22 protein-coding genes are annotated in these 23656 nt (G+C 31.1%); 12 read left to right on the forward strand and 10 right to left on the reverse strand.

Going from position 1 to position 23656, the window contains the following annotated elements; genetic code table 11:
• The first annotated feature begins 329 nt into the window (after positions 1–329).
• From ACAM30_RS19940 to ACAM30_RS19950, 3 genes are all read left to right on the forward strand, one after another.
• Positions 330–1430, forward strand: coding sequence for a YaaC family protein (locus tag ACAM30_RS19940; RefSeq protein ID WP_369616260.1), 1101 nt, complete (start codon positions 330–332; stop codon positions 1428–1430).
• A gap of 4 nt (positions 1431–1434) precedes the next feature.
• Entirely contained in the window at positions 1435–2937 is a 1503-nt protein-coding gene (locus ACAM30_RS19945; RefSeq protein WP_369616261.1) for a hypothetical protein, read from the forward strand.
• A 154-nt stretch (positions 2938–3091) separates the two neighbouring features.
• Positions 3092–3793, forward strand: coding sequence for a hypothetical protein (locus tag ACAM30_RS19950; RefSeq protein ID WP_369616262.1), 702 nt, complete (start codon positions 3092–3094; stop codon positions 3791–3793).
• Positions 3794–3909: 116 nt separating this feature from the next.
• Here the strand turns inward: ACAM30_RS19950 and ACAM30_RS19955 are convergent, their stop codons facing one another.
• Positions 3910–7035, reverse strand: coding sequence for a DEAD/DEAH box helicase (locus ACAM30_RS19955; RefSeq protein ID WP_369616263.1), 3126 nt, complete (start codon positions 7033–7035; stop codon positions 3910–3912).
• Positions 7028–7822 carry a hypothetical protein gene (locus ACAM30_RS19960; protein ID WP_369616264.1) on the reverse strand — a complete coding sequence of 265 codons (795 nt, stop codon included), beginning with the start codon at positions 7820–7822 and terminating at the stop codon, positions 7028–7030. The genes ACAM30_RS19955 and ACAM30_RS19960 overlap by 8 nt, the downstream gene beginning before the upstream one ends.
• Before the next feature lie 376 nt (positions 7823–8198).
• On the opposite strand from ACAM30_RS19960, the gene ACAM30_RS19965 reads away from it, so the two are divergent.
• Positions 8199–10037: a hypothetical protein gene (locus ACAM30_RS19965; RefSeq protein ID WP_369616265.1), complete on the forward strand. Its 1839-nt coding sequence runs from the start codon at positions 8199–8201 to the stop codon at positions 10035–10037.
• A gap of 560 nt (positions 10038–10597) precedes the next feature.
• On the opposite strand, the gene xseB is transcribed toward ACAM30_RS19965, so the two are convergent.
• Together xseB and xseA are read right to left on the reverse strand one after the other, a co-directional pair.
• Positions 10598–10807, reverse strand: a complete 210-nt coding sequence (gene xseB, locus ACAM30_RS19970; RefSeq protein WP_369616266.1) for an exodeoxyribonuclease VII small subunit — start codon at positions 10805–10807, stop codon at positions 10598–10600.
• On the reverse strand, positions 10782–12218 hold the full coding sequence (gene xseA, locus ACAM30_RS19975) for an exodeoxyribonuclease VII large subunit (RefSeq protein ID WP_369616267.1): 1437 nt from the start codon (positions 12216–12218) through the stop codon (positions 10782–10784). Before xseA ends, xseB begins: the two co-directional genes overlap by 26 nt.
• A gap of 331 nt (positions 12219–12549) precedes the next feature.
• On the opposite strand from xseA, the gene ACAM30_RS19980 reads away from it, so the two are divergent.
• The 4 genes from ACAM30_RS19980 to ACAM30_RS19995 are packed head-to-tail and all read left to right on the forward strand — an operon-like array spanning position 12550 to position 15057.
• The gene (locus ACAM30_RS19980; RefSeq protein WP_369616268.1) at positions 12550–12933 is read left to right on the forward strand and encodes a single-stranded DNA-binding protein; all 384 of its coding nucleotides are present in this window, start codon (positions 12550–12552) and stop codon (positions 12931–12933) included.
• A 44-nt stretch (positions 12934–12977) separates the two neighbouring features.
• A complete protein-coding gene (locus tag ACAM30_RS19985; RefSeq protein WP_369616269.1) occupies positions 12978–13337 on the forward strand; it encodes a hypothetical protein in 360 nt (119 codons plus the stop codon).
• A 26-nt stretch (positions 13338–13363) separates the two neighbouring features.
• A complete protein-coding gene (locus ACAM30_RS19990) occupies positions 13364–13756 on the forward strand; it encodes a PcfK-like family protein (RefSeq protein WP_369616270.1) in 393 nt (130 codons plus the stop codon).
• Positions 13753–15057 carry a PcfJ domain-containing protein gene (locus tag ACAM30_RS19995; RefSeq protein ID WP_369616271.1) on the forward strand — a complete coding sequence of 435 codons (1305 nt, stop codon included), beginning with the start codon at positions 13753–13755 and terminating at the stop codon, positions 15055–15057. The genes ACAM30_RS19990 and ACAM30_RS19995 overlap by 4 nt, the downstream gene beginning before the upstream one ends.
• A gap of 107 nt (positions 15058–15164) precedes the next feature.
• Here the strand turns inward: ACAM30_RS19995 and ACAM30_RS20000 are convergent, their stop codons facing one another.
• Positions 15165–15410, reverse strand: a complete 246-nt coding sequence (locus tag ACAM30_RS20000; protein WP_369616272.1) for a hypothetical protein — start codon at positions 15408–15410, stop codon at positions 15165–15167.
• Between the two features lie 152 nt (positions 15411–15562).
• Positions 15563–16030, reverse strand: coding sequence for a hypothetical protein (locus ACAM30_RS20005; protein WP_369616273.1), 468 nt, complete (start codon positions 16028–16030; stop codon positions 15563–15565).
• Positions 16031–16963: 933 nt separating this feature from the next.
• On the opposite strand from ACAM30_RS20005, the gene ACAM30_RS20010 reads away from it, so the two are divergent.
• The 3 genes from ACAM30_RS20010 to ACAM30_RS20020 are packed head-to-tail and all read left to right on the forward strand — an operon-like array spanning position 16964 to position 20179.
• Complete coding sequence (locus ACAM30_RS20010) at positions 16964–18625, forward strand: hypothetical protein (protein WP_369616274.1); 1662 nt, start codon at positions 16964–16966, stop codon at positions 18623–18625.
• An 8-nt stretch (positions 18626–18633) separates the two neighbouring features.
• A complete protein-coding gene (locus tag ACAM30_RS20015) occupies positions 18634–19080 on the forward strand; it encodes a hypothetical protein (protein WP_369616275.1) in 447 nt (148 codons plus the stop codon).
• Between the two features lie 10 nt (positions 19081–19090).
• Positions 19091–20179 (forward strand): hypothetical protein, encoded by a 1089-nt coding sequence (locus ACAM30_RS20020; protein WP_369616276.1) that lies wholly within the window; start codon positions 19091–19093, stop codon positions 20177–20179.
• A gap of 161 nt (positions 20180–20340) precedes the next feature.
• Here the strand turns inward: ACAM30_RS20020 and ACAM30_RS20025 are convergent, their stop codons facing one another.
• From ACAM30_RS20025 to ACAM30_RS20040, 4 genes are all read right to left on the reverse strand, one after another.
• Positions 20341–20682 carry a hypothetical protein gene (locus ACAM30_RS20025; protein WP_369616277.1) on the reverse strand — a complete coding sequence of 114 codons (342 nt, stop codon included), beginning with the start codon at positions 20680–20682 and terminating at the stop codon, positions 20341–20343.
• 219 nt (positions 20683–20901) lie between these two features.
• A complete protein-coding gene (locus ACAM30_RS20030) occupies positions 20902–21474 on the reverse strand; it encodes a hypothetical protein (RefSeq protein WP_369616278.1) in 573 nt (190 codons plus the stop codon).
• 225 nt (positions 21475–21699) lie between these two features.
• The gene (locus tag ACAM30_RS20035; RefSeq protein ID WP_369616279.1) at positions 21700–22155 is read right to left on the reverse strand and encodes a hypothetical protein; all 456 of its coding nucleotides are present in this window, start codon (positions 22153–22155) and stop codon (positions 21700–21702) included.
• A gap of 284 nt (positions 22156–22439) precedes the next feature.
• Positions 22440–23027, reverse strand: coding sequence for a hypothetical protein (locus ACAM30_RS20040; RefSeq protein WP_369616280.1), 588 nt, complete (start codon positions 23025–23027; stop codon positions 22440–22442).
• A gap of 80 nt (positions 23028–23107) precedes the next feature.
• Here ACAM30_RS20040 and ACAM30_RS20045 point away from each other — a divergent pair, with 80 nt between their 5' ends.
• Entirely contained in the window at positions 23108–23632 is a 525-nt protein-coding gene (locus tag ACAM30_RS20045; RefSeq protein ID WP_369616281.1) for a hypothetical protein, read from the forward strand.
• Positions 23633–23656: the final 24 nt, after the last annotated feature.

Consider the following 23656-nt stretch of genomic DNA (forward strand, 5'->3'; position numbering starts at 1 on the left):
CCAGCAGTATAAAATTAAAGGTGCTTGCTAATGCGGTTTTAAAAAAGATTTGTTGTCACGCAAATAACAATGTGAGGGGCATATTCAATTAATAAGTAATAAGATACAACACAAAGATGGTACCGATAATTATTACTCAAATATCAAATCAAGTATTTATACTTACAAAAGATCGACAACATAAACTTACTTTTGGACTTTTACTGATTTTCAAATAATTATGTATCAACAATTAGTACAAAAAGGGCTAATAAAACAGATTCAATTAAACTTTTTTGTTTTGCTGCATATTAACAATAAAATGTAAGATAAATAGAGACAAACAAAATATGATAATCCCCAGTGAAACAAAAAGTTCTGAATTACGCTATGTTGACTTAGAAAAACAGGCATGGAGAGAAATCTTTACACTTTCCGATATCCGAATTTTAAAAGAGAAAATTAAGACACAGTCAAAAATTAGTCAGCAACCAATGACGGATGACTATGCAAGACAAAAAGCTCTCGATATACAGTATTGTATTAAACAAGCACACGAATACTTTAAATCTTCAAAAGTTGCATCAATCTCTATTAAACCCACCCTTATTTATTACGCTATAATAAATTTAGCGGCAGCACTTATAATCCTAAAGAAAAGGGAAAAATCACTCAATAGTATGAGGGAGGCTCATGGTTTAAAAGATAAGATACCTGACAACTTAAAAAGTAGCAATCTTCAAATTAATAGATCAGACATACTTAAAATTAGTGCTGAATTTCAAGAAAGTGGTACATTTACTGAATTACTTCATTTGGATCTTCAAGAATATTTTATTTTACCTATTAAAAATTCTGACAACCTTAATACAAGCAGGGATTTATATCAAAGCTTAAATTTTTCACAATCAAATCCAAATATAAAAGAATTAGATTTATTAACACTATTTACTAATATACCTGAAATCTGGAAGGAAACTCGACTATCTTTAAAAAAAGAGTCGAAAATTTATCTAGGCGAAGCGTTATTGAATAATGAGACAATCACCTGCAGAATTTCAAAAGAATTAGTTACTATAGAGGAGCTGAAACGGAATTTTAGATTTACTGCGAATGCGGAATTAGCAGAAAGCAATAATAATTTTTTCTTTAAACTAGAAAAGAATGAATATAGAAAATTTACACCACTCACCAAAAGAGACATCATTGGCAACCAATACTTAACATCTGATATTGATAATAATATAGTTGCAAGCGATATTTTATTATATTATGCTACATTTTTTATTCTTGGCTCTTTGTCTCGCTATAAGCCCTTTTTATGGCGATATATAATAGATGATTCAATGCATGGTCTAAATACAATTCCATCTATATTATGCGAAAGTTCTTATATAAAAATGCCTTTATACTTCCTTATGGAACTAGATAGTAACTTCTATAAAATTTAATACGATGACATACAAAAATTATAAAAAAAATAATTACGGAAATAGTAATTATAAAATAGGAGACATATATTTCGGAACAGCAGATGGAGAAGATGAGGCATTAAACTTTATCGATAGACAAGACGAATTTAAAAACTTCTTTTATAATTATGATAATATTGTCGATAAGGCATCTAAACCTCTTACGTATTTAGTATTAGGAAAAAAAGGAGCAGGAAAAACAATTTTAGGCGAATATCTTAATTACAAATTAAATAATACAGTAAAAAGTTTCTGTAATATCGTATCATTTAATGAATTTAGAATTCATTCATTGAGAGAACTAAGTACTGAAGACACAGCACCAAATGAATACATTCCAATTTGGACATATGTAATTCTCATTGAAATTTCAAAAGTACTATTGCAGAATGAACAACTAAAGGAAGATGAAAATTACAAAAAGCTAAAAAAATTTATTGACAAAAATTACATCAAATTAATTCTGACGCAAAATGCGGAGACCGATATTGCGAAATTAAAATCCGTAAAGGAAAACTCGGATTGGTTAGCTGACATAGTATCTGACGATAATAAAGATCAATTACAAAGTAATTACATCTCATTTATTCCTGTTCTTGAAAAAATAGTACTTGATGCTGTAAGTAACAATCCTGAGTTTTCGTACAATCTAATTCTTGACAAAATTGATGATCGTTTTACTAATACAGATCTATATAAGAATTCGGTTATAAGTTTAATAAAAGCTGTAGATAATTTCAATAAAAATGTATTACGAAAAAGGATAAAAGCTAAAGTTACTGTATTACTAAGGAGCGATATTTTTGCTCTTTTAAATGACACTGATTTAAATAAAAGAGAAAGTTCTAATTCGGTAAGAATTGATTGGGGAGACGCTGCAAAATATAACTCCCCCCTTTTTGATTTAATTGTACAAAAGATAACAGCATCAATACCTGAATTAAAAGATAGAAACAGAAGTGATATAATAAAAATGTTTTTTCCAAAAACTATAAAGCAATCTGACAGAAACATTCCAACTGATAAATTTTTGCTTGGCCGAACCTTGTTTCGACCTAGAGATGTTATTAGTTATTTAACTCTAATAACAACTAAGTACCATGATTCTCCACAATTTACTCCCGAAATGTTTCTTGATGTACAGCTTAGATATTCGGAATATTTTCTAAAAGAAATAGAAAACGAAATGAATGGCCATCTTACTGATAAACAAATAAAAGAAGTAATTGACTTAATGATTAAATTTGGAAAATTTGACTTCAAGTATGAAGAAATAAAACGATTTGCAACCTCTTCAAAAATTTTAACAGGTTTGAAAATTGAAGAAGCCCTTAAGATTTTATTTGATTTTAGCATTATCGGAAATTATGTCCATACTGGCAATAAAATACGACATACATGGAAGCATAGGCACGATCGCGTTGAAATAGATTTCAATAAGAGAATGTGCTTACACTATGGATTATGGAGGTACTTTAATATATAAGAGCTGCCAATCATTTTATATTGATTTTTGTATAGTATTATTTCTTTTAATGAAAACAATATGATATTATCTTTATATCCACTAACAAAATTTTTTCACTATTCTTTATTAGATTAAACTTCTCATTTCTTATAAACTCAAAGAAACAATTATAATGCAAAATAAATCTCTAAGAGAAATATTGCACGACCAGTATCAAAATGAACCAATAATTAGACTATTTGTAGAACTAATTGGGAGTGCATTAGGTTTTCCAATTTCTAGTGTTGTTTTTGATACATTAATTGGCATAAAGGCAAAGGAAACTGCTGCCAATAGAATGCGCAGCTTTTACGATGAATTAAACAATGGAGACATTCAATTGGATGAAACATTACTTGAAAATGATGATTTTCTCCATTCTTATTTTTCTGTAGTAAATTATGTTATAAGATCAAAAAGCAACGAAAAAGCTAGCAAATTTGCAAAAATTATTAAAAGTTTATATAAACAAGATATAAATGTGCAGCAATTTGAAGATTATAGTTCAATATTCGACGAATTAACAGAAAGGGAATTTATTATTTTATGTATAAAAAGAGATTTTGAAAATACAATAAATCCAATTGAAATAATTTCTGAAGACAAAAAAATGAAAAACCCTTTTCAAATAACAACTTCATACTGGAATGACTTTTTCAAGGAAGTTGATAAAGTCCTAAATATTAGTCCAAAAGAATTGGAAGCGCTTCTTATCCGAGCCCAAAGAACTGGCTGCTACGTCCTTCACACAGGTTATTGGGATATGTCAAATGTAGGATGTGGCGACACAAGTGTAATATTTCACAAGATTTACGATATTATAAAGAATGAGTGAAATTAAATTATTTTTTCAAAATAATTTTAACGAATAACAGGAACATTAGTTTATTGGGAGTCTTATAACGGGAGTTATAAAATAATCGTCTTCATCAAGATTTAAAAATATATAAACTAGTCAAGTAAAATATTAGTTATTTTTTTCCATTCGTTACTATTCAATGAAGAAGAGCTTGGTGTAATTGACTTCCATTGTTCTAAAGACAAATTCTTAATAGTTTCGCGAACATCATCATAAGATTTTGGTTCTTTTTTTTCAAAAATATTTGGTGCCATATTTTCTGCCACAAGTCTTGGAACTCCCAACATACGCAATGCTATAGCTTCTTTATTTTTTACTCCGTAGTAGACCATTGAAGGAATATAAGAATTTATATCTTCTATATCATCATTATTGGACTTAACAATACCTTCTAACGCACTCAATCCCCAAGAAGTTTTAAAAGTAGCTGTAGTTAAATAGTTTATAAATTCATTTATTCGATTTTCCTCTTTATTTTTATAAAAGGGGTGAATCTTTGAAAGTTTACTAATATTTGCGCCATTTACCCATTCCACAAGAATTTCCGCAACGACCTCTGGGTTAAAAGGTGATGCCGTAGAATCAGTACCTAATTTAACTTCTTTCAAGTGCGCAATAACATTTATTTTCTCTGTCATTGAGGAATAATCTAGAGGATTAAATAGATTCTCCGGTTTCCATGATTCTACATTTTTAATTTCTGGATTTTCACTTTTACTTTGCATAATAGATAATACAGATGGAACACTGAAACCTGTCTTATCTGCGTATTTTAAAACTCCTTTGGATGTTCTATTTTTAAAGTGAAAATAGAGGGTGTTACATATTTCAATAAACTTTTTTCGTTTTTCAACATCGAGCATATAATATCCAAGACTATCTTTAAATAAATCTTCTAATTCATCAGCATACATATTTTCTTTGGAAACATTTAATAAATGAATCAAATATTGAGTAAGTGAAGATAAGGCTTCATTATTACTAAAAAGTTTTCCTCTTTCAGAACTATTTTCATTATCGGAGAAGGCATTAATAATTTCCTCTGAAGCTAAAATGAGATCAACAAGTGCACTTGAAATCTCTTCTGATTCTGCAGATAAATATTTTTTCGCTTTATCTGCGTTGTCTTTCGTATTAAATGGAAAAATTATTTTTCCAACATTGTCTATTAAAGTCCTACCTGCCCTACCTGCAATATTCCTAAATTCACTTACAGTAAGATGATCGTGAGCTCCCTTACGAGTATCATCAAAATATACAGTTGATATAGGAAAATTAATTCCTTGAGCTACAGTCGTCGTAGCACAGATATAATTAATTTCTTTTACTTTAATTAAATACTCAATTAATCTTTTAGTTTCATCTGTTAAACCAGCATGATGTACCGCGATGCCTTTCTTTAATACTTTTGACAGTATTGTTTTTTCTCCTATCACTTCTTCAATATATCTGCTTACTAAATCAAGTACATCAGAATTTTTATCTGGTAAATTAAGTGTATTATATAACATTTCTGCCCTTTTATCACAAGTACCTTTCCCTTGACAGAGGAATAAAGTACTTTTATCACCAGAACCAAAATGCTTTGCAGTAAATTCAAATAATTTATCCTTTACTGTAGTTGATTTAAGTGTCAGTTTTTCAATATCGAATTTTCCATCTTTTATATGCCAGCCATATGGATTACGAATTAAACTAGCTTCAAATCTATGAGTAAACTCTTTCAATCCGATAAATATTTTATCAGATGGCTTCCAATCAACTAAAATTGGAGGAATTGCGTTTTTTCCGCCCGAAAGCCACTCTTTTACAAGTTCACCATTCTCCCTACGAGGAATAAATGGTGTTAACAACAAATATCGCAAATTTGGTCTTTCTCTTTTCAAAATTGAAAGTAGTAATTCAAGTCGGGCTCCTCTTCCACGATCATTAATATTATGAGCTTCATCAACAACTATTAAAGATATATTATGTGTAACGGGATGATCTTTTCTAATTAATAGGTCAAATTTTTCGGGCGTTGCGACTAAAACATCTATTTTTGAATTTAGAAATAAATCTTCGGAAGGATCAAGCTCGTTTGCCCCTGTACTTTTTTCAATTGACAGTCCAATATTAACAAAATCATTTCGTAGATCGCTAACAACCTGATTGGTTAAAGCTCGCGTTGGAACTAAATAAATAACTTTTGCGTTAGGTATTAATGCTTTAGTCTGTAGTATAGCGAATTCCGCAAGAAGTGTTTTTCCAGCGCTAGTAGGCATTTGCAAAATAGTAGCGCTAGATGCTGGGTCAAGAAAGTGATTCTTAATAGCACTTTGCTGAGAAGGCATAAGGTCTACAAAATTTTTTTTATTTAAAGTTTCACATAGCTTTTGAATATTTGTACTTAATCCAATTGTTTGAGTCCAAATACAATTACTATACAATCTATTACATACTAAAAAAATTATAGAACATAAACTTTGAATCCTAGGTAAATTTTCAAAAGAATCGTAAGCATAGCGTGTATGTCTTTGAATAATCTTTTGGAGATTTTCTTTGTAGTTATAACCTTGAATCAAATAAGATGCTGTTTCTGTTAAAATCTTACATAAATGATAATAACCAACCAGATTAATAGCTTTATTTGTTTGAGCCCTATTAGGTAGATTATTTAGATATGCTTCTTCATATTTCACTTGTTCCCTTTTAAGAATTTCAATCTGATCAAGCGAATATTGAATATCATTTAAAGACTCTTTTCTAATTAGTAAAGTTAAGCAATCAAAAATTTGATTCAGAATTTTACTCTCCCACGATTCATTAATAGTCGGCTTTAAAGAATACTCTCTTAAATCTATCTGCACTTTGATATTATTCTCGGATAAAAGTCCTGTCGCAGCCAGATAAAAATAATAAAGTGGTTTTGTTTTTATATTTTCTATTCCCCAAATTTCATCAAAGGAGTCATTATTATTCTCAATATCTATAGCTCGTAATAGGTAGTATACTTTTTCAAAAAGTACAACTCTATCAGACCAAGTAGAATCTATTTTTGAAAGCTCATTATTAAAAAGGAGAAAAGAATAACGAATTGCTTTATGCTGACTATGAGAAGGAAACTGGGCCTTTGTGATTAAATTTTCTACATAGTTATACTTACTATCTTCAAATATATTTTCAAAGACAGGGTTTGTTAATAATAGATTATCTATATTAAATTCTTGATTATTCATTTATTTTTTCTGCCACTTTATTATAAAACAGATCTATTGTATCTTTAATTGACTTATCAAAAGTAGGAATTACAAAATGTATTTTATTAGGGTCAAAATTATTAGAATTAATTTTCATTTTGCCGTAGTCAGCGTCATCATAACATGAACTATCTCTAACTAAGCAACAGCCATACAAAATATCATAAACATCCTCTGCTTCACATTCCAAAGCAACTATAACAAGCATAAAATTTTTCGCATGCTCAGGAGATAATTTTTTTGAATAATTTGAAATCCTTCTCTTAAAATATTCCTTATTTTCAGTGTACTTTTTTTGTTCATTAAAAATTTCCTTTGAAGCTTGCGGAGGGTTTTTCATTTCTTCAGATACCTTTGCTTCTCCAATTAAAATCTCAATTTTATCACTATTATACTTATAACCAGTAACATCAATACCTCTACCAGGCAAGTCGTTGTGCTCTCTATCCCATATATTTTTTAAAGGAATAATGAATGATTCTCCAAATTCTTCGTTTTCTTTATCGAAATATGTAGTAAGTATCATCTCACCTAAATCACTACGATAAATATCACTCATTGGAAGTGTCGAGTTTCGAATTGGAATAGTATTTTTTTTTATTATTTTTTTTAGTTGTTCGGTAGAAAAGCCTAAGTTTTTAAATTTAGGATCGTTATCAACATCGTAATCATAAGCAATCTTACTTCTAAGTTCAATGTAGTTGTCTGCGTAATTATTAATTACATCTTCTGTAATAATTATGTCATGTTTCTCAAATATGTGCATAAAATATGAATTACTAATTTTAAAAAGCCTTTAATACAAAACTATTCCTTAACCTTTTAATACAAACATCCAACTTATCAACAAAATATTTATGGGTAAAAATACCTGATTTTAAATAAATATATATAATATAATCGGTTTATTTTTAATTTTAAACTCTTTATAAATTAAAACGCGAAATGAATATAGTTGATAGTTTTCCTATGACTAAAAATTACAAATAAAATTGTTGATTTAAATTCATTTATAAAATATAGGGCATAAATTAAAATATGTCAAAGAACAAATATGATCTTAAACATCTATAGTCTACTTTGATATTTATATCAACATCATTTCATCAAATCTAAATAATTTTACAAAAAGGAATATTATAATGAATCATTTAAATTTAGAAACCATCAATGAATTAAAAAATCGATGGAAAGAGATAATGGCCATTAAAGAATCTAGAAGAACTCAAGAAGAAATAGTTAATGAGCTATCAAACTTAATTAAATTTTTAAAAAAAGATTTTTTTTTACCTTTTCTAACTCAGATGACAACGCATATTGATCAACGTGAAACTTCAGAGGTCTTTAAAAATTTGATGTCGCCGATGAAACAATTTGCATATCTAACAAATCTCTTTTTGCGTATACAAGTTGATGGTCAAGAAGATAATTTTTCAAAAGAAGAATGGCAAAAAATCACATCACTTTTAAATGAAGTTGAGATGACATATTTTGCAGATATTGGCTTCTATCATGAAAATATGACCAAACACCCCGATCTTGACAAAATATCTGTATCACTACAAACATTTCTTATATATTTTGGCAATGCACAGCTTTCATACGATGAACAAACTATGGAAAGACTAACGAGACATTGTATGCCATTTGATAGTGAAATAAAAAATATATTCGGATTTTCAGTTTCAGATTGCATTTTATTTTCTAATCATATAAAAAAACTAATAAACGAAAAATATACTTCGTGTCATTATTACTTACTTAATCAAGAAGAATGGCCGAAATTAACAGAAATATTTATAGATAGAGGAGTAACTAATCCTAAAGATTGGTGGGATCAGCCCGAGTTAACATTATTAAAGAACTATCGTCTTTTACCAGGATTTATATTTATCCAAGACATACATGATATATCAGCAATTAACTTACCAGCCGAAACAATAACTAATTTAATAAATTTTTTATTGTATGATGAAAACAAGAAAAAGGGAGAAATTGTTTACTATGCTGATAAAAATCTTTTTTTTGATACACCACTTATAAAACTAAATAATGCCGAATATTTATGCCCACCATTTAAATACTTAATTGAAAGCTTTTATAACAGAATTAATTTAAAATTATCTGAAATAAAAAAAGAAAAATATACACAATTTAGAAATCAGATATTGGAAACGAAAGTTGAAGAGATCTTTAGAAAGTTGTTTGGTAAAGATGCTATAATTTTTAAATCATATTACGTTGATAATAAAAAATCTGAACAAGACATATTGGTAATATACAAGGGATTTTATCTTATAATAGAAATAAAGGATACTCTATTCAGAGCTCCTATGCGAGATCCTCTTAAAGCTTTTGATAAAATAAATACCGATTTTAAAAAATCTATTCAAAAGGCATATGAGCAGTGCTTGAGAGTAGAACAAAAATTTGAAGAGCAAAAGCAATTCAAATTTTTCGATAGCAGAACAAATAAGCATTTATTTGAAGTAGTTCCAAGAAGAGTTAAAAATTATTTTTCAATAATAGTTACTCAATTCAAATATGGGAACATTCAAACAAATCTAGAAAATCTTCTAAACAGGGATACAGATGCAGTATATCCGTGGTCAGTCTGTGTTGATGATTTAGAAGCTTTTACACTTGCTCTAATAAAACTAAAAAAAGGCTTAGCAAAGACACAGTTCATAAACTATCTCACACACAGAGAAGCATATAACGAGCATTTATTATGCAGTGATGAATTAGAATTATGTGGTTTCTTCATTAACTCACCAAAAGATTTTGAAAAATTTTCTATTCTTGATAATACTTTTAATGCAGATCCAAAAATGTCTGAATTATTTGATGCAGAATATAAAAATGGTTTAGGCTTTGACAATGAATTTGATATGGAAATCAAACGACATCGAAAGGTACCTAAGTATCAAAAAACATGGAAATTTGACATCGTAAAGGGAGCAGATTTTATTGATTTGTAAACATTATATATCATTTGTTCTATTACAGATGATTTATTAAGTGTAAATCTCACTATGTTTATTTAGGTAGCTTGTACCTAAGAATATTTGTAACCCATTCAAAAATTTAAATAAAAAATGTAAAAAACAAGAAACATTTTATTGATACTGAACTTTTTATATCTAATAACTTTTTTAAAAATAAAAACCTTGAACGTTTAGCTGAATTCGGAAATTCAGAAACTATAAATTTATTCTTAACTGAAATTACAAAAAACAAGATATAAAGTAATATTCAAAGAGAATTAACTAATCGCACAACAAGAAATAAATAATTTAAGAAAAAAAAAAATCTAACAAAGGTAAAATTCTTAAAAATTTAGAATGGACTTGATACCATTTCTGCCACAAAAGCTAAGACGAAGTAACCAAAATCTGCCATTTTATTTTTTGTGGCAGAATCGTGGCATTTGCAGTTTTAGCACACGATAAGCATAGTTAAATCAAGGCTTCACTGCTTTAGGTTCGAAACTGTATACGATCACAGGACAAATACGCAATTTTTGTATGCTTGACTGTTTTTAATCCTTTGGATTCTCCATTCCGTTGATGATCTTGGCCACTTCAGCCTCTGTGGATTTAAGTTTTGCCTGACAGAACTCAATGAGTTCAGCTGCCCTTTTTACTTTTGCCGCAAGCTCGTCCACAGAGATGGTCTCGTCTTCCATTTCTTTTGCGATTAGGGCCAGCTCTTTAGCTGCAGCCTCATAAGTGAGTGTCCTTTCCATCATAATCTATTTTTTCATTGACCGTACTTTTCAGTACGGCATCTTTTAATAGTATTTCTATTTCCTCTCCTTCTTGTATGTTCTCAGCTCCGTTTACAATTTGGTTGTTTTTCCGTATCACGGCATATCCTCTGCTCAGCACATGCTGTGGGGACAGTAGTTTTATCGTTTTCTGGTAGTCCTCCAATTCAAGTTTGCGGCTGCGCAGATATTGATTGGTGAAGATTTTCAGGTTTGCTTTTAAATGCTGCAGATCGTTGTTTTTTTGTTGGATGATGCTCTGCGGCCGCTGAAACGTTTTTTGGGCAGTCAGCAGAAGAATCTGCTTTTCTTTTGCTAGCAGGTTTCGGCTTTCCTGGGAAATATGCTGCTTCTTCAGTATCAGTTCTTCCTTCTGCATGGAAATCAATTCCCTTGCATTATGGGTGACCAGACTTTTAAGCTCACTGAGTTCTTTGTAATGCCTCAGAAAAAGCTGCTGCGATTTGATGGCTATTCTCCTTTGCAGATCAAGTATATGCTGCTCAAAACTGCGGTTGTGCGCTATGATGAACTCCGCCGCCTTGGTCGGGGTTTTGGTGTGGGTATGAACCATTAGGTCGGTAATGCTCACGTTTTTCTGGTGGCCGATTCCCGTTATTACTGGGATGGGGAATTTGGCGACAGCCCTACCGATATTGTAATTGTCAAAAATCAGGAAGTCAGACTGCGACCCGCCTCCCCTTGTAATGACAATAGCATCATAAGGAATACCCGTATTGTAGACCTCAATGAGCTTGCTGAGGAACAGTTTGGCATTATTGTCGCCCTGGACAACAGTATGGTAGTCATCGATCTGGAAAACATATCCAAAATCATTGTGTTGCATAGTATGACGGAAATCCTCATTTCCGGCAGAACTGCTCGAAGAGATAACTGCAACCCTTTGGATTACCACAGGAAGTTTAAGACGGCTGTTTAGCGTGGAGTACCCCTCACCCTCTTTATGTATGAAATCATTCTCCCTTACTAGTCTGGCAAGCGTGGCATTGCGCTGTTGTTCCAGGATACCGAGCATAAAATTGCTGTCGATATCCAGAAGGTTTACCGAAAGTCCGTAGAGCGGATGGTAGTCCACACTCAACTGCACCAGCACATGCAGGTTGTTAGTGAAGCGTTGCCCGGTTGTGATTTCAAAATCAAGAATTCTCAGCGCACCTGCTCCCCAACTCTTACCCAGTATCTTGGCTGTGATCACACTGCTTGTCTCTGATTTTTCCACCAGTTCAAAGTAATGGATCTTTTTGTCTGCCTTGAAGGAATGATTAGTGATATCAGCCACTACCCAGTACGTCTGTCCCTTAAAGCGGGAATTGATCGTGTCCTGGATCTGGTCGCTCAGCTGTGAGAGTCTGATATACTGGTCTGATCCCATATTGTTTTTAGGGTGCTGCTGTTGTTGTTCTTGTTCTTGTTTTCTTCTTCACCGCTAAGATAGCTATTCTCATGCGGAATCTCAAAAACACAAAAAAAGAGAACTGTTTTCCAATTCAAAACGGGTTAAAAGGGCAGCCAAAGTAGTGCCCGCCCTCTCCTGCATGCGCATAACGGCCCCGGGCCGCCCTTCGGGACTTATAGCACTCCGGCTCGGTATCCGGACACTGATTCTTTGCTTTCTTTTTTCCCGTTTTTTCTTTTGAAAAATTTGCGTTGCGGATTACGGGGGAAGAGGATTTCAAATAAATATTCATTTAAAAATTTATGTCATGGAAATCACAGGAAGAATCGTAAAGGATGCCACAGTTTTCAAAGTAAAAGAAAACCGTGAAGTGGTAAAGTTCTCTATAGCAGTTAACGACAGTTATAAACCTAAAGGAAGCAACGAAGTCAAAAAAATCGTAACCTACATCGACTGCTCTTATTGGCTCAGTTCTGGACTGGCGCAGTGGCTTCGCAAAGGCACACTCGTTCAGCTCTTTGGGCGCATCGGGATGAATGTCTATCAGAACAGGGAGGGCAAAGCCCTTGGTAGCCTTACCTTTCATACCTCTGATATTAAGATACTGGTGTTTGTGGGGAGCGAAAATGCAAAGCCCGCTCCTGCTCCTAAACAGTCTGCGGATGAAAATCCCGATGACCTGCCTTTTTAATTCTTTTTTACCTCTAATTTTTTTACACGCCTAAATAAAACATCATGAAAGCCTTTAAACAATCCGCGTACTCTCAGTATCGTGTCAGCGATACTTTTAATAAAATAATCCGCAGAAATATAAGTTCTTACAATGGAAAACCTAAAGCACAACTCAAAGCTTTCTTGCTTGACTTGCAGAAAGGTGGCTGTATCAGCGGGATGATTTCCGAGTTCATTTACCACGCCGACTGCAAAGCCTTTTACATCGAATATATCGATGACCTGGAGGGCATTCGCTCCGAACTCGAAGAAGCCATCGGAGAGCCGATCGGGAACCGTTTCCAAAACCCGCACTACACCTTTATGTGCTGGCTATGTTTCGAGGAATACTGCTTTAATCTCTACACTAGAGTATTTGAATAACCGTCTTCAATCTTAAATCACTTGTTATGAAAGCTTCAGAACAATTCAAATCCGCTATCGAAAATTATCTCAGTACTTTGGCGCAAAGCGATGCTGTCTTTGCGCCAAACCTCGCCAAAGCATCTAAAAATATAGAAAGCTGTCTGCACTACATTTTCGCAGAGGTCAAAAAAACAGGTCTCTGCGCCTTTGACAATCAGGAAATCTACGACATGGCGGTAAAATACTACACCGATGATACTATCGGCACGCCTGCTCCTATTACCTGTAAAGCAGTCGTTGACAAGCCCGCAGAAACAGATCTGTTCTCACAGCCTGAAATCCCCACTCCTCCTGTGCAGTATGCCGTCCCTGCTCCTGCTCCCGCAAAACAAAATGTAAAACCCGTACAGACCACCTTAGCTCTTTTTGACCTATGATACCCAAAACCAATCTTGAGAAACAGCTTACTGCTTTAAGCATCTCTCTGCCGAAAATAAAACCCGAAGTTTACACTTGGGCAGAAAAAAACATTTTCTTGAAATGGGGCGTTTTATCACGCTCCAAATTCTATTGTTTGGAGTGCGCCCACGTTTGGAAACCCACAGATCCAAATACCTGCTCTGAATTTACAGCCTGCACCGCCTGTAAAGCAAAACTTAAAATACAACCTCATAATCAGGTGTATTTCAAAGAATTGGAATACTTCGCTGTATTACAGACCTATGGAGGATTTCAGGTGGTGCGCATCATCTGCTCGCAAAAACACATGAAAAAGAACTGCGCCCCCACCTACTCTCATAGTGAAGTCATGCAACATTGGATCAACCCCAAGGGAGAAGTGCGCACGCTCTCAATGAGTGTCAACGTATTTGCACATGCCTGCGATGCTTGGAAATTGTATTCCTCGCTCGAAATCCGTCCAAAGGATTTCAGCCATAATGCCAAATACCGCATCAATCCCTACAAAGTATATCCGAATATAAAAGTGCTCCCGATCCTGAAAAGAAACGGATTTAAAACTTCAGTGCATTCCATTGCTCCTCAAATTCTCTTTACCGCTCTTTTAAAGGATTCCATCGCTGAAACCCTCTTAAAAGCCAAACAGTTTTCACTTTTGCAGTATTATCTCGGCGCATCGCGCCAAAACATCAGACGCAACTGGCAGGCAGTTAAAACGGTTATCAAAAACGGCTATGTAATAAGTGACATTACTATTTGGGAAGACTATATCGAATTATTGCAGTATTTCAAAAAAGACTTGGACAATCCCCTGTACATCTGCCCTGCTAATCTTAACCAAGCGCACGACCTTTTGGTACGCAGAAAAAGAGAACTGCTAAGAAAGAAAAAGCTTCAAGATCTGCGCCTTGAAATCGAAAAGACGCAAGATCGATACACGAGCGATAAAAAACGCTTTTTCGGGCTTCTTTTCAAGGAAAAGGAACTCCGTATCTCCGTCATTGAAAACGTCCAGGATTTCATGCAGGAGGGCGACGATTTAAACCATTGCGTATTTACCAACGAATATTATGATAAAAAAGACTCCCTTATTCTTTCCGCTAAGATCTGTGGGAAGTCTGTCGAGACCATTGAAGTATCACTAAACCGAATGGAGGTGCTCCAGTGCAGAGGTATGAAGAACGAACCCTCCGGACATCATTCCCAAATCCTGCGTTTATTGAATCAAAACCTTTATCAAATCAAGGAGCGCATGAAAAAGAAAAAAAAGCAATTATAAACCAAAGCCGATAAGGTATCGGCTTTTTTTGTGCTCGAATAATACCCAAAAGCCCGCCGGCTTGACAGCCGGCGGGCTCGGTCAGTAAATATACTTGGAAGTTGGATTTACTTAAAGGTAATGGCTTCGGCTAGGTTTTCCTGCTCTATAAAAGCGGCAATGTACTGCCTTACTTCACCTCGTTTCTCCAGTTCGGTTTCAAACGTATTGATATGAAAGTCCTCGTCCTGATCCACAATATGAATTATTTGAGTATATCCTTTTGAAATCAACCTTCCTTTGAGTTTAATAATGGTGTGCTGTAGTTGGGCATCCAAATCTTTTCTCACCTTTAATTGTATCACTTTTTCCATTGTGAAAGATTCATTCGTTTATGTTCTATGGCATATCAAATATACTCCGAATTTTTAATTGTCTAATTAAGAATAACACTTTGCAGCATTTACAGCACCTAGACTTTTATCTTTGGTTTTAAAGTTTTATCTGTAAACTGATTACTCTTCTGTTATTCCCAATCTTTTTGTTCAATTACAATAATCTCGGGATTAATTAAATTGACTCTATATTTCAAATTACTTGACGAGTATGCATGAATTTCATTATGATCAAATTCGATTTTATAAAATGGATTTGAATCTGTAAAAAAAAGAGCCCATAAAAAATCATTAGACTTATCAGTGCAAGCTATAAAACCTTCATTTCCCATTCCTCCTTCACCTCCAAAAACAACATATTCATCCTTAATCTCTAATCTATTTGAAAAAACTTCAAAACTTGTCCAAATATCAGAATTAAACTTTTCCAAACTTTCTACAGTTGTTAAACAAAGAGGCGATGAATAATAGGAAATATTATCTGTATTACTCACATTAAAACTATTTAAAATTATAATTTCACCATTGTTTTTTTGCAAAGAATCTATTCCAATCAATTCTTCGTTTGACCAATGTTCCAATATGGTTCTATTTTTCATACTTCAAACTTTTTAATAACACAGAACTAGAGTTGGTTTTATACTACTCCTATTTCCTGGTAAATCTATTTTAAGCAAAACACATTTACTTTTAGACCTGAAATATAATTAGATTACAACTATAAACAAAAAACCACCTCAATACGAAGTCAGTTTTTTTCTTACTCTATTCTTTATCACGTTTATTAATACTCACAAACAAGATGTTCGTTATCAAGCGATTTTTTAAATAGGATAATTATTCTCTAAAAATAACTTAACTAAAAAAGCATGGGAAACTGGTTTGAACGAAAAGATATCTTCACTTGTTTCATAATCTAATAAAATTAAAGGTTTCTGATCCAAAATTTTCTTTAGTTCAGCTATTTCATTCCCTAACTTATTATCTAATATCCACTTGGAAGATGGTTAATAAATAAGTTTCTTTGAATCTGAATAAGTTAAAATATCTTTTCCATTAATCTCTTTTGCATTGGAAAATGTTTAGTTTGTATATTGGTATTCCGCGATTTTACATATGGATACACAAGAGAGTAAAATTGTTCAGTAACCAATATAAAAGAACTTTTAAAAGCTGAAAAAACAAGAATATATTTCTCGCAAAAATTCGAAATCAGATCATTCTGAAGAATAACCTTCATTAGAAGTTATTGTAGTAGAGTTAAAATAATCCGCTACCTCCCAAATTAATTATTACATTCTAAAATAGATCTACAATGAAAATGCATACGTATTCATAATATATCACAATCTGTATATTTTGCAATCTTGGGTTTTATTTTTAAAAAATTAGGTATTTATACGTACTGCAGCTAATTAAATTAATTGTAAATTTATACCTACAAATAACACAAGCTTGCAAATAAGATGTTATGTGCAAGTTGAAATTAAATGTCTTTGTTTCAATCGTTTTATTAACTTATCCATTTGCTAATGTCTCTACAGTCATTCAAAGAAAAGATTGGAGTTGTAGTAATTATCATATTATTAACTCTAAATTCAAATATTGCTTACTCGCAATCAAAGGAAACAGTTGTTACTTATGACATTGACAAACGTGAGTTTGTTGAGAACATTTTGCCGTTTGATGAAAGCTTTAAAATTAAGTTTAAATCCACTAAATCTATATCTTTAATACAAGTCAAATATAAGATTGACCAAAATGAACCAATAGATGAGAAGTTCCGAAAAAAGTATTATTTTCAAGAAAATGCTGATACAACAGGATTTATAGTTTCGGATTTAAGGAATGTTTCTTCTCTAAATTTCTCCATCGGAGGTATTGGTCCACTTCACCCAAATACTCCATACATTTTCGAATTTTATATCTATGAAAAAGTAAATGCTACAGATAATGCCGCAAATTTATTAAAAGCGGATGTACAAAAGTTTATCAATAAACTTTATTTAGATACTGACATCCTACCAAATTCAAAAGAGATTACCGATCAATTTAATTTAATAGTACAAAAACACGTGAGTGATTTATATGATAAGAATGGTCATCGTTTAACAGTTTCAAATTTGTTCTCATCAGATTTAGCATATTACATAAGTGAGCTAACAATTGCCAAAACTGCTATTAAAACTGCAATCGAAAATAATGAGAGTGACGCAAAAGGAATTAAACCCTCTAATTTTGGTGCTAATTTCTGTACTCTAATTGAGAATATTGATTCCAAAGATTTAGCTAATTCAGGCATATTTACCGAACCAATGAATCTATTGATAGATGAGTATAACAATGTAACTCTTCAGGAAATGATTAATTTTTACAAACTTAATTGTAACAGGGATTTTGCATATTCATCATCCATACTAAACGGAAAAAATAAATTTAACAATAAACTAGAATTACAGACCCTTTCAAAGGAGGAGAGATATAAAAACATTGAGTCACTAGAGTTATTTAAATCGTCAATAATACTAATGAACAAGCTAAAAACGAAAAGTGATAATCAACTGTATTTTCAAGGGGATATTAATAATTCCATTAACACTCGATTAGATAAAATTATAGCAGAAGAAAATACAATTAATGATAATCGGAATAAAATTTCGGAGCTCAATGCCAATACACCAAATATATTGCTAAATAAATATTCACAGACTGCATTCAGGAATGATTACATGGCCATTACTGATGTTGAAAGTAAAGCTACACCTTACATAAACCTGGATTTAGGCCTACTCTATGCCAGTAAATTACAAGACGTATTTGCACTTCAGACGGTCAATTTTCATCTTTTACCAGTCAACAGAAATGCAATTTTTTCGAAATTACAAGGATGGGATAAGTTTTTTAAACAAGCTTGTTTTCAAATTGGCTTGGCTCAGCGATTGGGACCTACTGACGAATCATATCATAACTTTTTAACTGGAGACTTAGGAACTCCATATATAGGTTTGGGATTCAGAGTCAATAGAATCCTAAGAGTAAGTGCCGGAATGATAGTATACAGAGAAGATAATAACAATCCAATAATAACTGATAAAATAACCAAAGGCTCATTTTCATTTACCATTACCATCAATTCTGCACTTTCGTCGGCATTAGGGCTTGTTGGTGGTATCTTTAATGGGGTCAATAAATAATCTCTACTATGTCAGAAATAATATTAGATAGACCAAAAATTACAGATCAATTGCCAGTAGGCCAACTCACATTTGGAGCTATAGGAAATAAACTGGTTAGTCAAACATGTCAATTAACCATTGAAGTCACATTTACTAATGGGGTAGAAATGGATTGCGCATTGCGGGTCTCTATTGATAAAACACGTCAAAGCAATTTTACAATGGATCCCAATACAGTAAACTCAAATAAACACGAAATATACAGATATTATGGCAAGGTAGGAAGCGGCAAAACTGACACATTTAAATTCCGATTAAAATCTGTTGACTCTTTTAAAAATCCTAAACAACTTCAAAAACTTCAAGATGATATTAGGGCATTTGCATCGCCTATACCTATAATAATAACTGTTTATGATTGCAGTTCAAATGATATAAAAAAGAGCGACTTTATTACCTGGAAAATTGCTTAAATCAATAAAAATGAATACATATATAAAAAAACATCCTATCTATATTGCACTTTGTTTCGCAGTATTAGTATGCTTCTCCTGTGATAGTAAAGATGATGACAAGGCTTCCAATGATGCAATAATACATTTAACTGTTATGAATCAAAACGATTCATCAATAGCAGAAATACCAGGTGATGGCGAAACACTATTAAAATTGCAGGCAAGAATACCAGCTGATGCTGATGATAAATATAGAAAAGTTACTTTTAGAGCATCAAATGGTCAATTCTTCTCATCAACCAATAGTGTAGTATATGAGAAAACCGTGAATGCCGATGGAATGGCTGAGGCTTACTTAAAAGTTCCTCTTGCACATGGGCCATTGTTTCTTTCTGCTGAAATTGGAAAAGATTCTGACAGATATGTCTCTGAACAACAAATAACACTCCTTAACGTGGGTGAAATAATTGATTTAAAAATTTTAGACCATAATGGTAATCCTATAGGTAATGAAGTTAAAGCAGACGGAAATACAATCCTTACTATAAAAGCAACTGTAAATTACAATTCTAACGCCATAGGCTCTATCAAATTTATAACTTCCGGAGGCAGTTTTTTAGGAATTAATAATGCTAATAGTACGGTAGCAATAAACGATAAAATTGCAACTATTCAATTGAAAGTTCCAAAAACTGTGGGAAACATTTATATTCGAGGTGAAGCGGCAACTAATGCTAACATATTTAAAAATGGTACTCTACAACTAACAAGAGCATTTGCAGATAATATCATTCTCGAACCTAATAGACTGTCTATTGATTCATCTGATGATTTAGTATCAATCAATACTTATCTTACAAGAAACATTGGATATGTAAGTACTGGAAGTACAGCTCAATATAAGGCATTCCAATTAGACAGTAACAATAATCAAGTTGAGATTGGTAGATTTACAGGTTTAGCTAGTGCTTATACAGATGATAATGGTCAAATTACATCTGTTAAATTTGTACCTGATACAGGAGATATAAACTTTACAGAGCCTATAATAATTAAAGTAACAACGAGAAATGATAGTAATCAAGAGATTTATAGGAGTTTTATTCTGAATAACTAGTCTTAGAATTAAGAAAAAGTATTTGTAAAAGCATTTAAAGATCATTAAAAAGCAAAAGAGACGATTAATAGATCGCCTCTTCTTGTATACAATAATTTAACTTATACTATTTTCAGTCAGCTACATTAGATATTACTAATTGGCATTGCATTACTAAAACATTAATTATCTTTTTTTAGATAAAATTTTGAACTAACAATTCCCTTCTTTATAGGATAAAGTCTATTACCTATGACTTTAAACATTAGAGTATCTGCTGGATATCCAAGTTTTGTTAAATCTAAATAACAAATTACCTTATTATTCTTTAATACAAATTTACCACTCGCAGAATTACTTATTGTATGGACCTCTGTCTTTTCAACAGTATTATTGGAATTCAAAATTATTTGAAAAAATGCACTTTTATCTTTTGAATAATTGGTATTATACTTTCCAAAAATATTTTTATTGCAAGAAGTGAATATTGTCAAAAACCCTATGAATAGGATTATTTTTTTCATGGTTATTATGGTTTATATGTTGTTGTTCCAATTCTATATTTATTAGCGATTGATTGTGAGTTTTGCATTATCCCTATCATAATATCTATCGTCATTCTTAACATACTTTTTAATTAGTTCGTCATAATCTAATACATAAACTTTTTTTCTACTAATAAAATATTTAACTGTCCCTTTCTTACTTAATACTGGTACACTCCTAAACGTTATTGAAACGAATTAATGAGATTTCTTGCCATCTATACAATCTTTTAGACACTCTGAATCAAAATTCATTTTTTTCAGTGAATTATAGATACAGATAAAGTCAACTTCAGTTGGTAAATCATTTAGTTCCTTTAAAATAGTTTTCACTTTTTTTCCTTTATATAATGATTTATCTACATCTCTAATTAGAAACAACAAATCATTCGTGTCAAATCCTTTTATTCTATAACTTTTATGATTTTCAATATTAAAAGCAATAACATATTCTTGACAAGAGGACATTTGTAAAGTAATATCTATTTTTTTATCAAGAGGAATTATTTTGTTTTTTCCTAACTCAAATTTATAAAAAGATATATTTGAGTTATAATTACCCAACAATTCTACCTCAATTTTAACAATGTCAGGATTATAAATTTTATGAGATTCAGCAATATTTTTTATAATTAAAACATTTTCATTTAAAAAATTTAAAGCAAATGTTCTATTAATGTCATTCCCGTTTTGGTAATTTCCATTCTGAGAATAAAAAAATGTTGAATAGCTTAAACAAATTATTATTTGGACTGTTTTTATTATTTTCATTTTGAAGGTTTAGAAATTCTTGATTTAGTATAATTTTCTTACTAAGCCATTGTAGTTTAATACCAGCACCATCCCTAAAAGTCAAATTATTAGCTTAATTGAAATTTATTGAATAAATACAGACTATCAATATCTTTTAGTTTCATAGAATAAAAACTACACAATTGTTACACTATCAAAAAATACCTAATCTGAAAACTATTAATATTTAAGAGGTATTTCGCATTAATTAACATAATAAATATTGGAAAATCGTACAATCCATTTATCATTATTTTTAAAAACATAAATAATCTTATACTTTTTATCAATAAGAATATCAAAACAGTTCTTTGTCGTTTTAGATATTATTTTTAGTGCAGGTATCTCCTTATCTTGAGAATAATCATAAATAAATTTTTCTTTCATACTATCTGAATTATCATCAAGATCAACAAATTTTTCAAACTTTTTTTTATCATTTACATAACCTTGAATAGTATCTCGATAATTCGATAAAAAATAAACAGTAAAAGAGTTTAGGCTCTTATTAGCAATCAGCTTTGATTTATCACTCTGTTGTACTTTATCATATTGAATTGTTACTTCACCTGAACAAGATCTGCTTTTAGCTGTTCTTTCTTGGGGTTTACAAGCAACGAATATTATAATTATTATAATTCCAAAAAATTTATTTCTCATCTGTCTAGTTAATTATTGTTGCTGTTTTGTAAGCACATCCTGACAATGTGGACAGTTACACTATCTCCAAAAGAATGGCTAGTAAACCCTCAGTAATCCCGTTAGTAAAGTTTTCTTCATGATTAACTATTTAAAAAGATAAATCATGCAAAAAAAAATCTAACACCCTATTTTCATCCAGTTGTTGGATTTTTATTTAGATCCATACCTTTTTAAAGTATTTTTTATGATTAAGATTACACCTTATTTACAATTGTCGTTCTGTCATTGAAAATGATTTAAAACTAAGATTTAGTCTTGTTATATATCTTAATTTTACAAAATTTCTCAATTTCTAATGGAATTATATAATTTCCAATTTTTGAACATTCATACAAATCATTTGGATAAAACGAAATTTTTTGAAAATTAAAGCCCAGTTTATCGAATTGTAAAAATGTACCTTTTATTCGAACCCCTTTTACCAAAATCTTTTCACCTGTTTTTAAATCGTAGTATTTTTTATTTTTTTTACAAAGATTCTCCACTTCACCATTAAATTTACTAGTAAATTTTAAATCGCTTGTTTTATCAATATCGGTAGGATTACATTCTTTGAAATAAAAATTTCTATCAGTAATAAACGAGGGGACAAAATTATTTTTAGTATAAAGATCATACATAAATTTACTTAATGATTCCTTGGATAAACTATCAAAATTTATTTCATTACCAATCACATTTATATATGATGGCTCTAGACTATCAATAAAAATTGTAATTTGAAAATATTGGTAATCTCCCTTGATTTTTTGACAATTAATCTTTTGTTCTTGAGAAAATGCATTTATACAAAAAAACAAGATAGCTAAATATAGTTTATTAAATCTCATTATTGTTTAGGTAAAAAGTTATTATTTGCATATTAATTTTAATTACTAATTTTGAAAACATTACATAACACATATATAATATGCTAAAGAATAAACATGAAAACTTGTTTTATCACGAAGATGATTATTTACAAGTCGAGATAATATCAAAAAGCAATATTTTTGAACAACAAAAATCTTTAGATGATTTAGAATATAATTTTTCAGAATATGGTTTTTCAAACATTAATTTTAGACATAAAAAGAAAATACCCACATCTTCTTTAAAGATAAAACCAAATGAATTAAAAGCACATTTAAAAGAGTACTCTCTTATTGAATTCAATAACGTTTATCATGGTTATAGCTCAAATCCAATTCTAAAAAAAAACACAATCTCATTTGGTTTCGAAGATTACGCTATATTATTTGACTTTGAAAAAGAAACCGTAAAAAATATTTGGATGGTTTTCAACCCAAAACTGAAATTACCTTTTCATTCATATTCAAACTTATTAAACGCTTTATTTTTACTTGGAAACAAATATGATATGATTTTAATAGATTGGAATGAAGAGAAAATAGTAAATCTTAGCCATAAACAAGAAATGCAAAGTTATTTATGAATTATAATCATTTACCACATGTGA

Source organism: Flavobacterium sp. CFS9, from assembly GCF_041154745.1.
Classification (GTDB): domain Bacteria; phylum Bacteroidota; class Bacteroidia; order Flavobacteriales; family Flavobacteriaceae; genus Flavobacterium.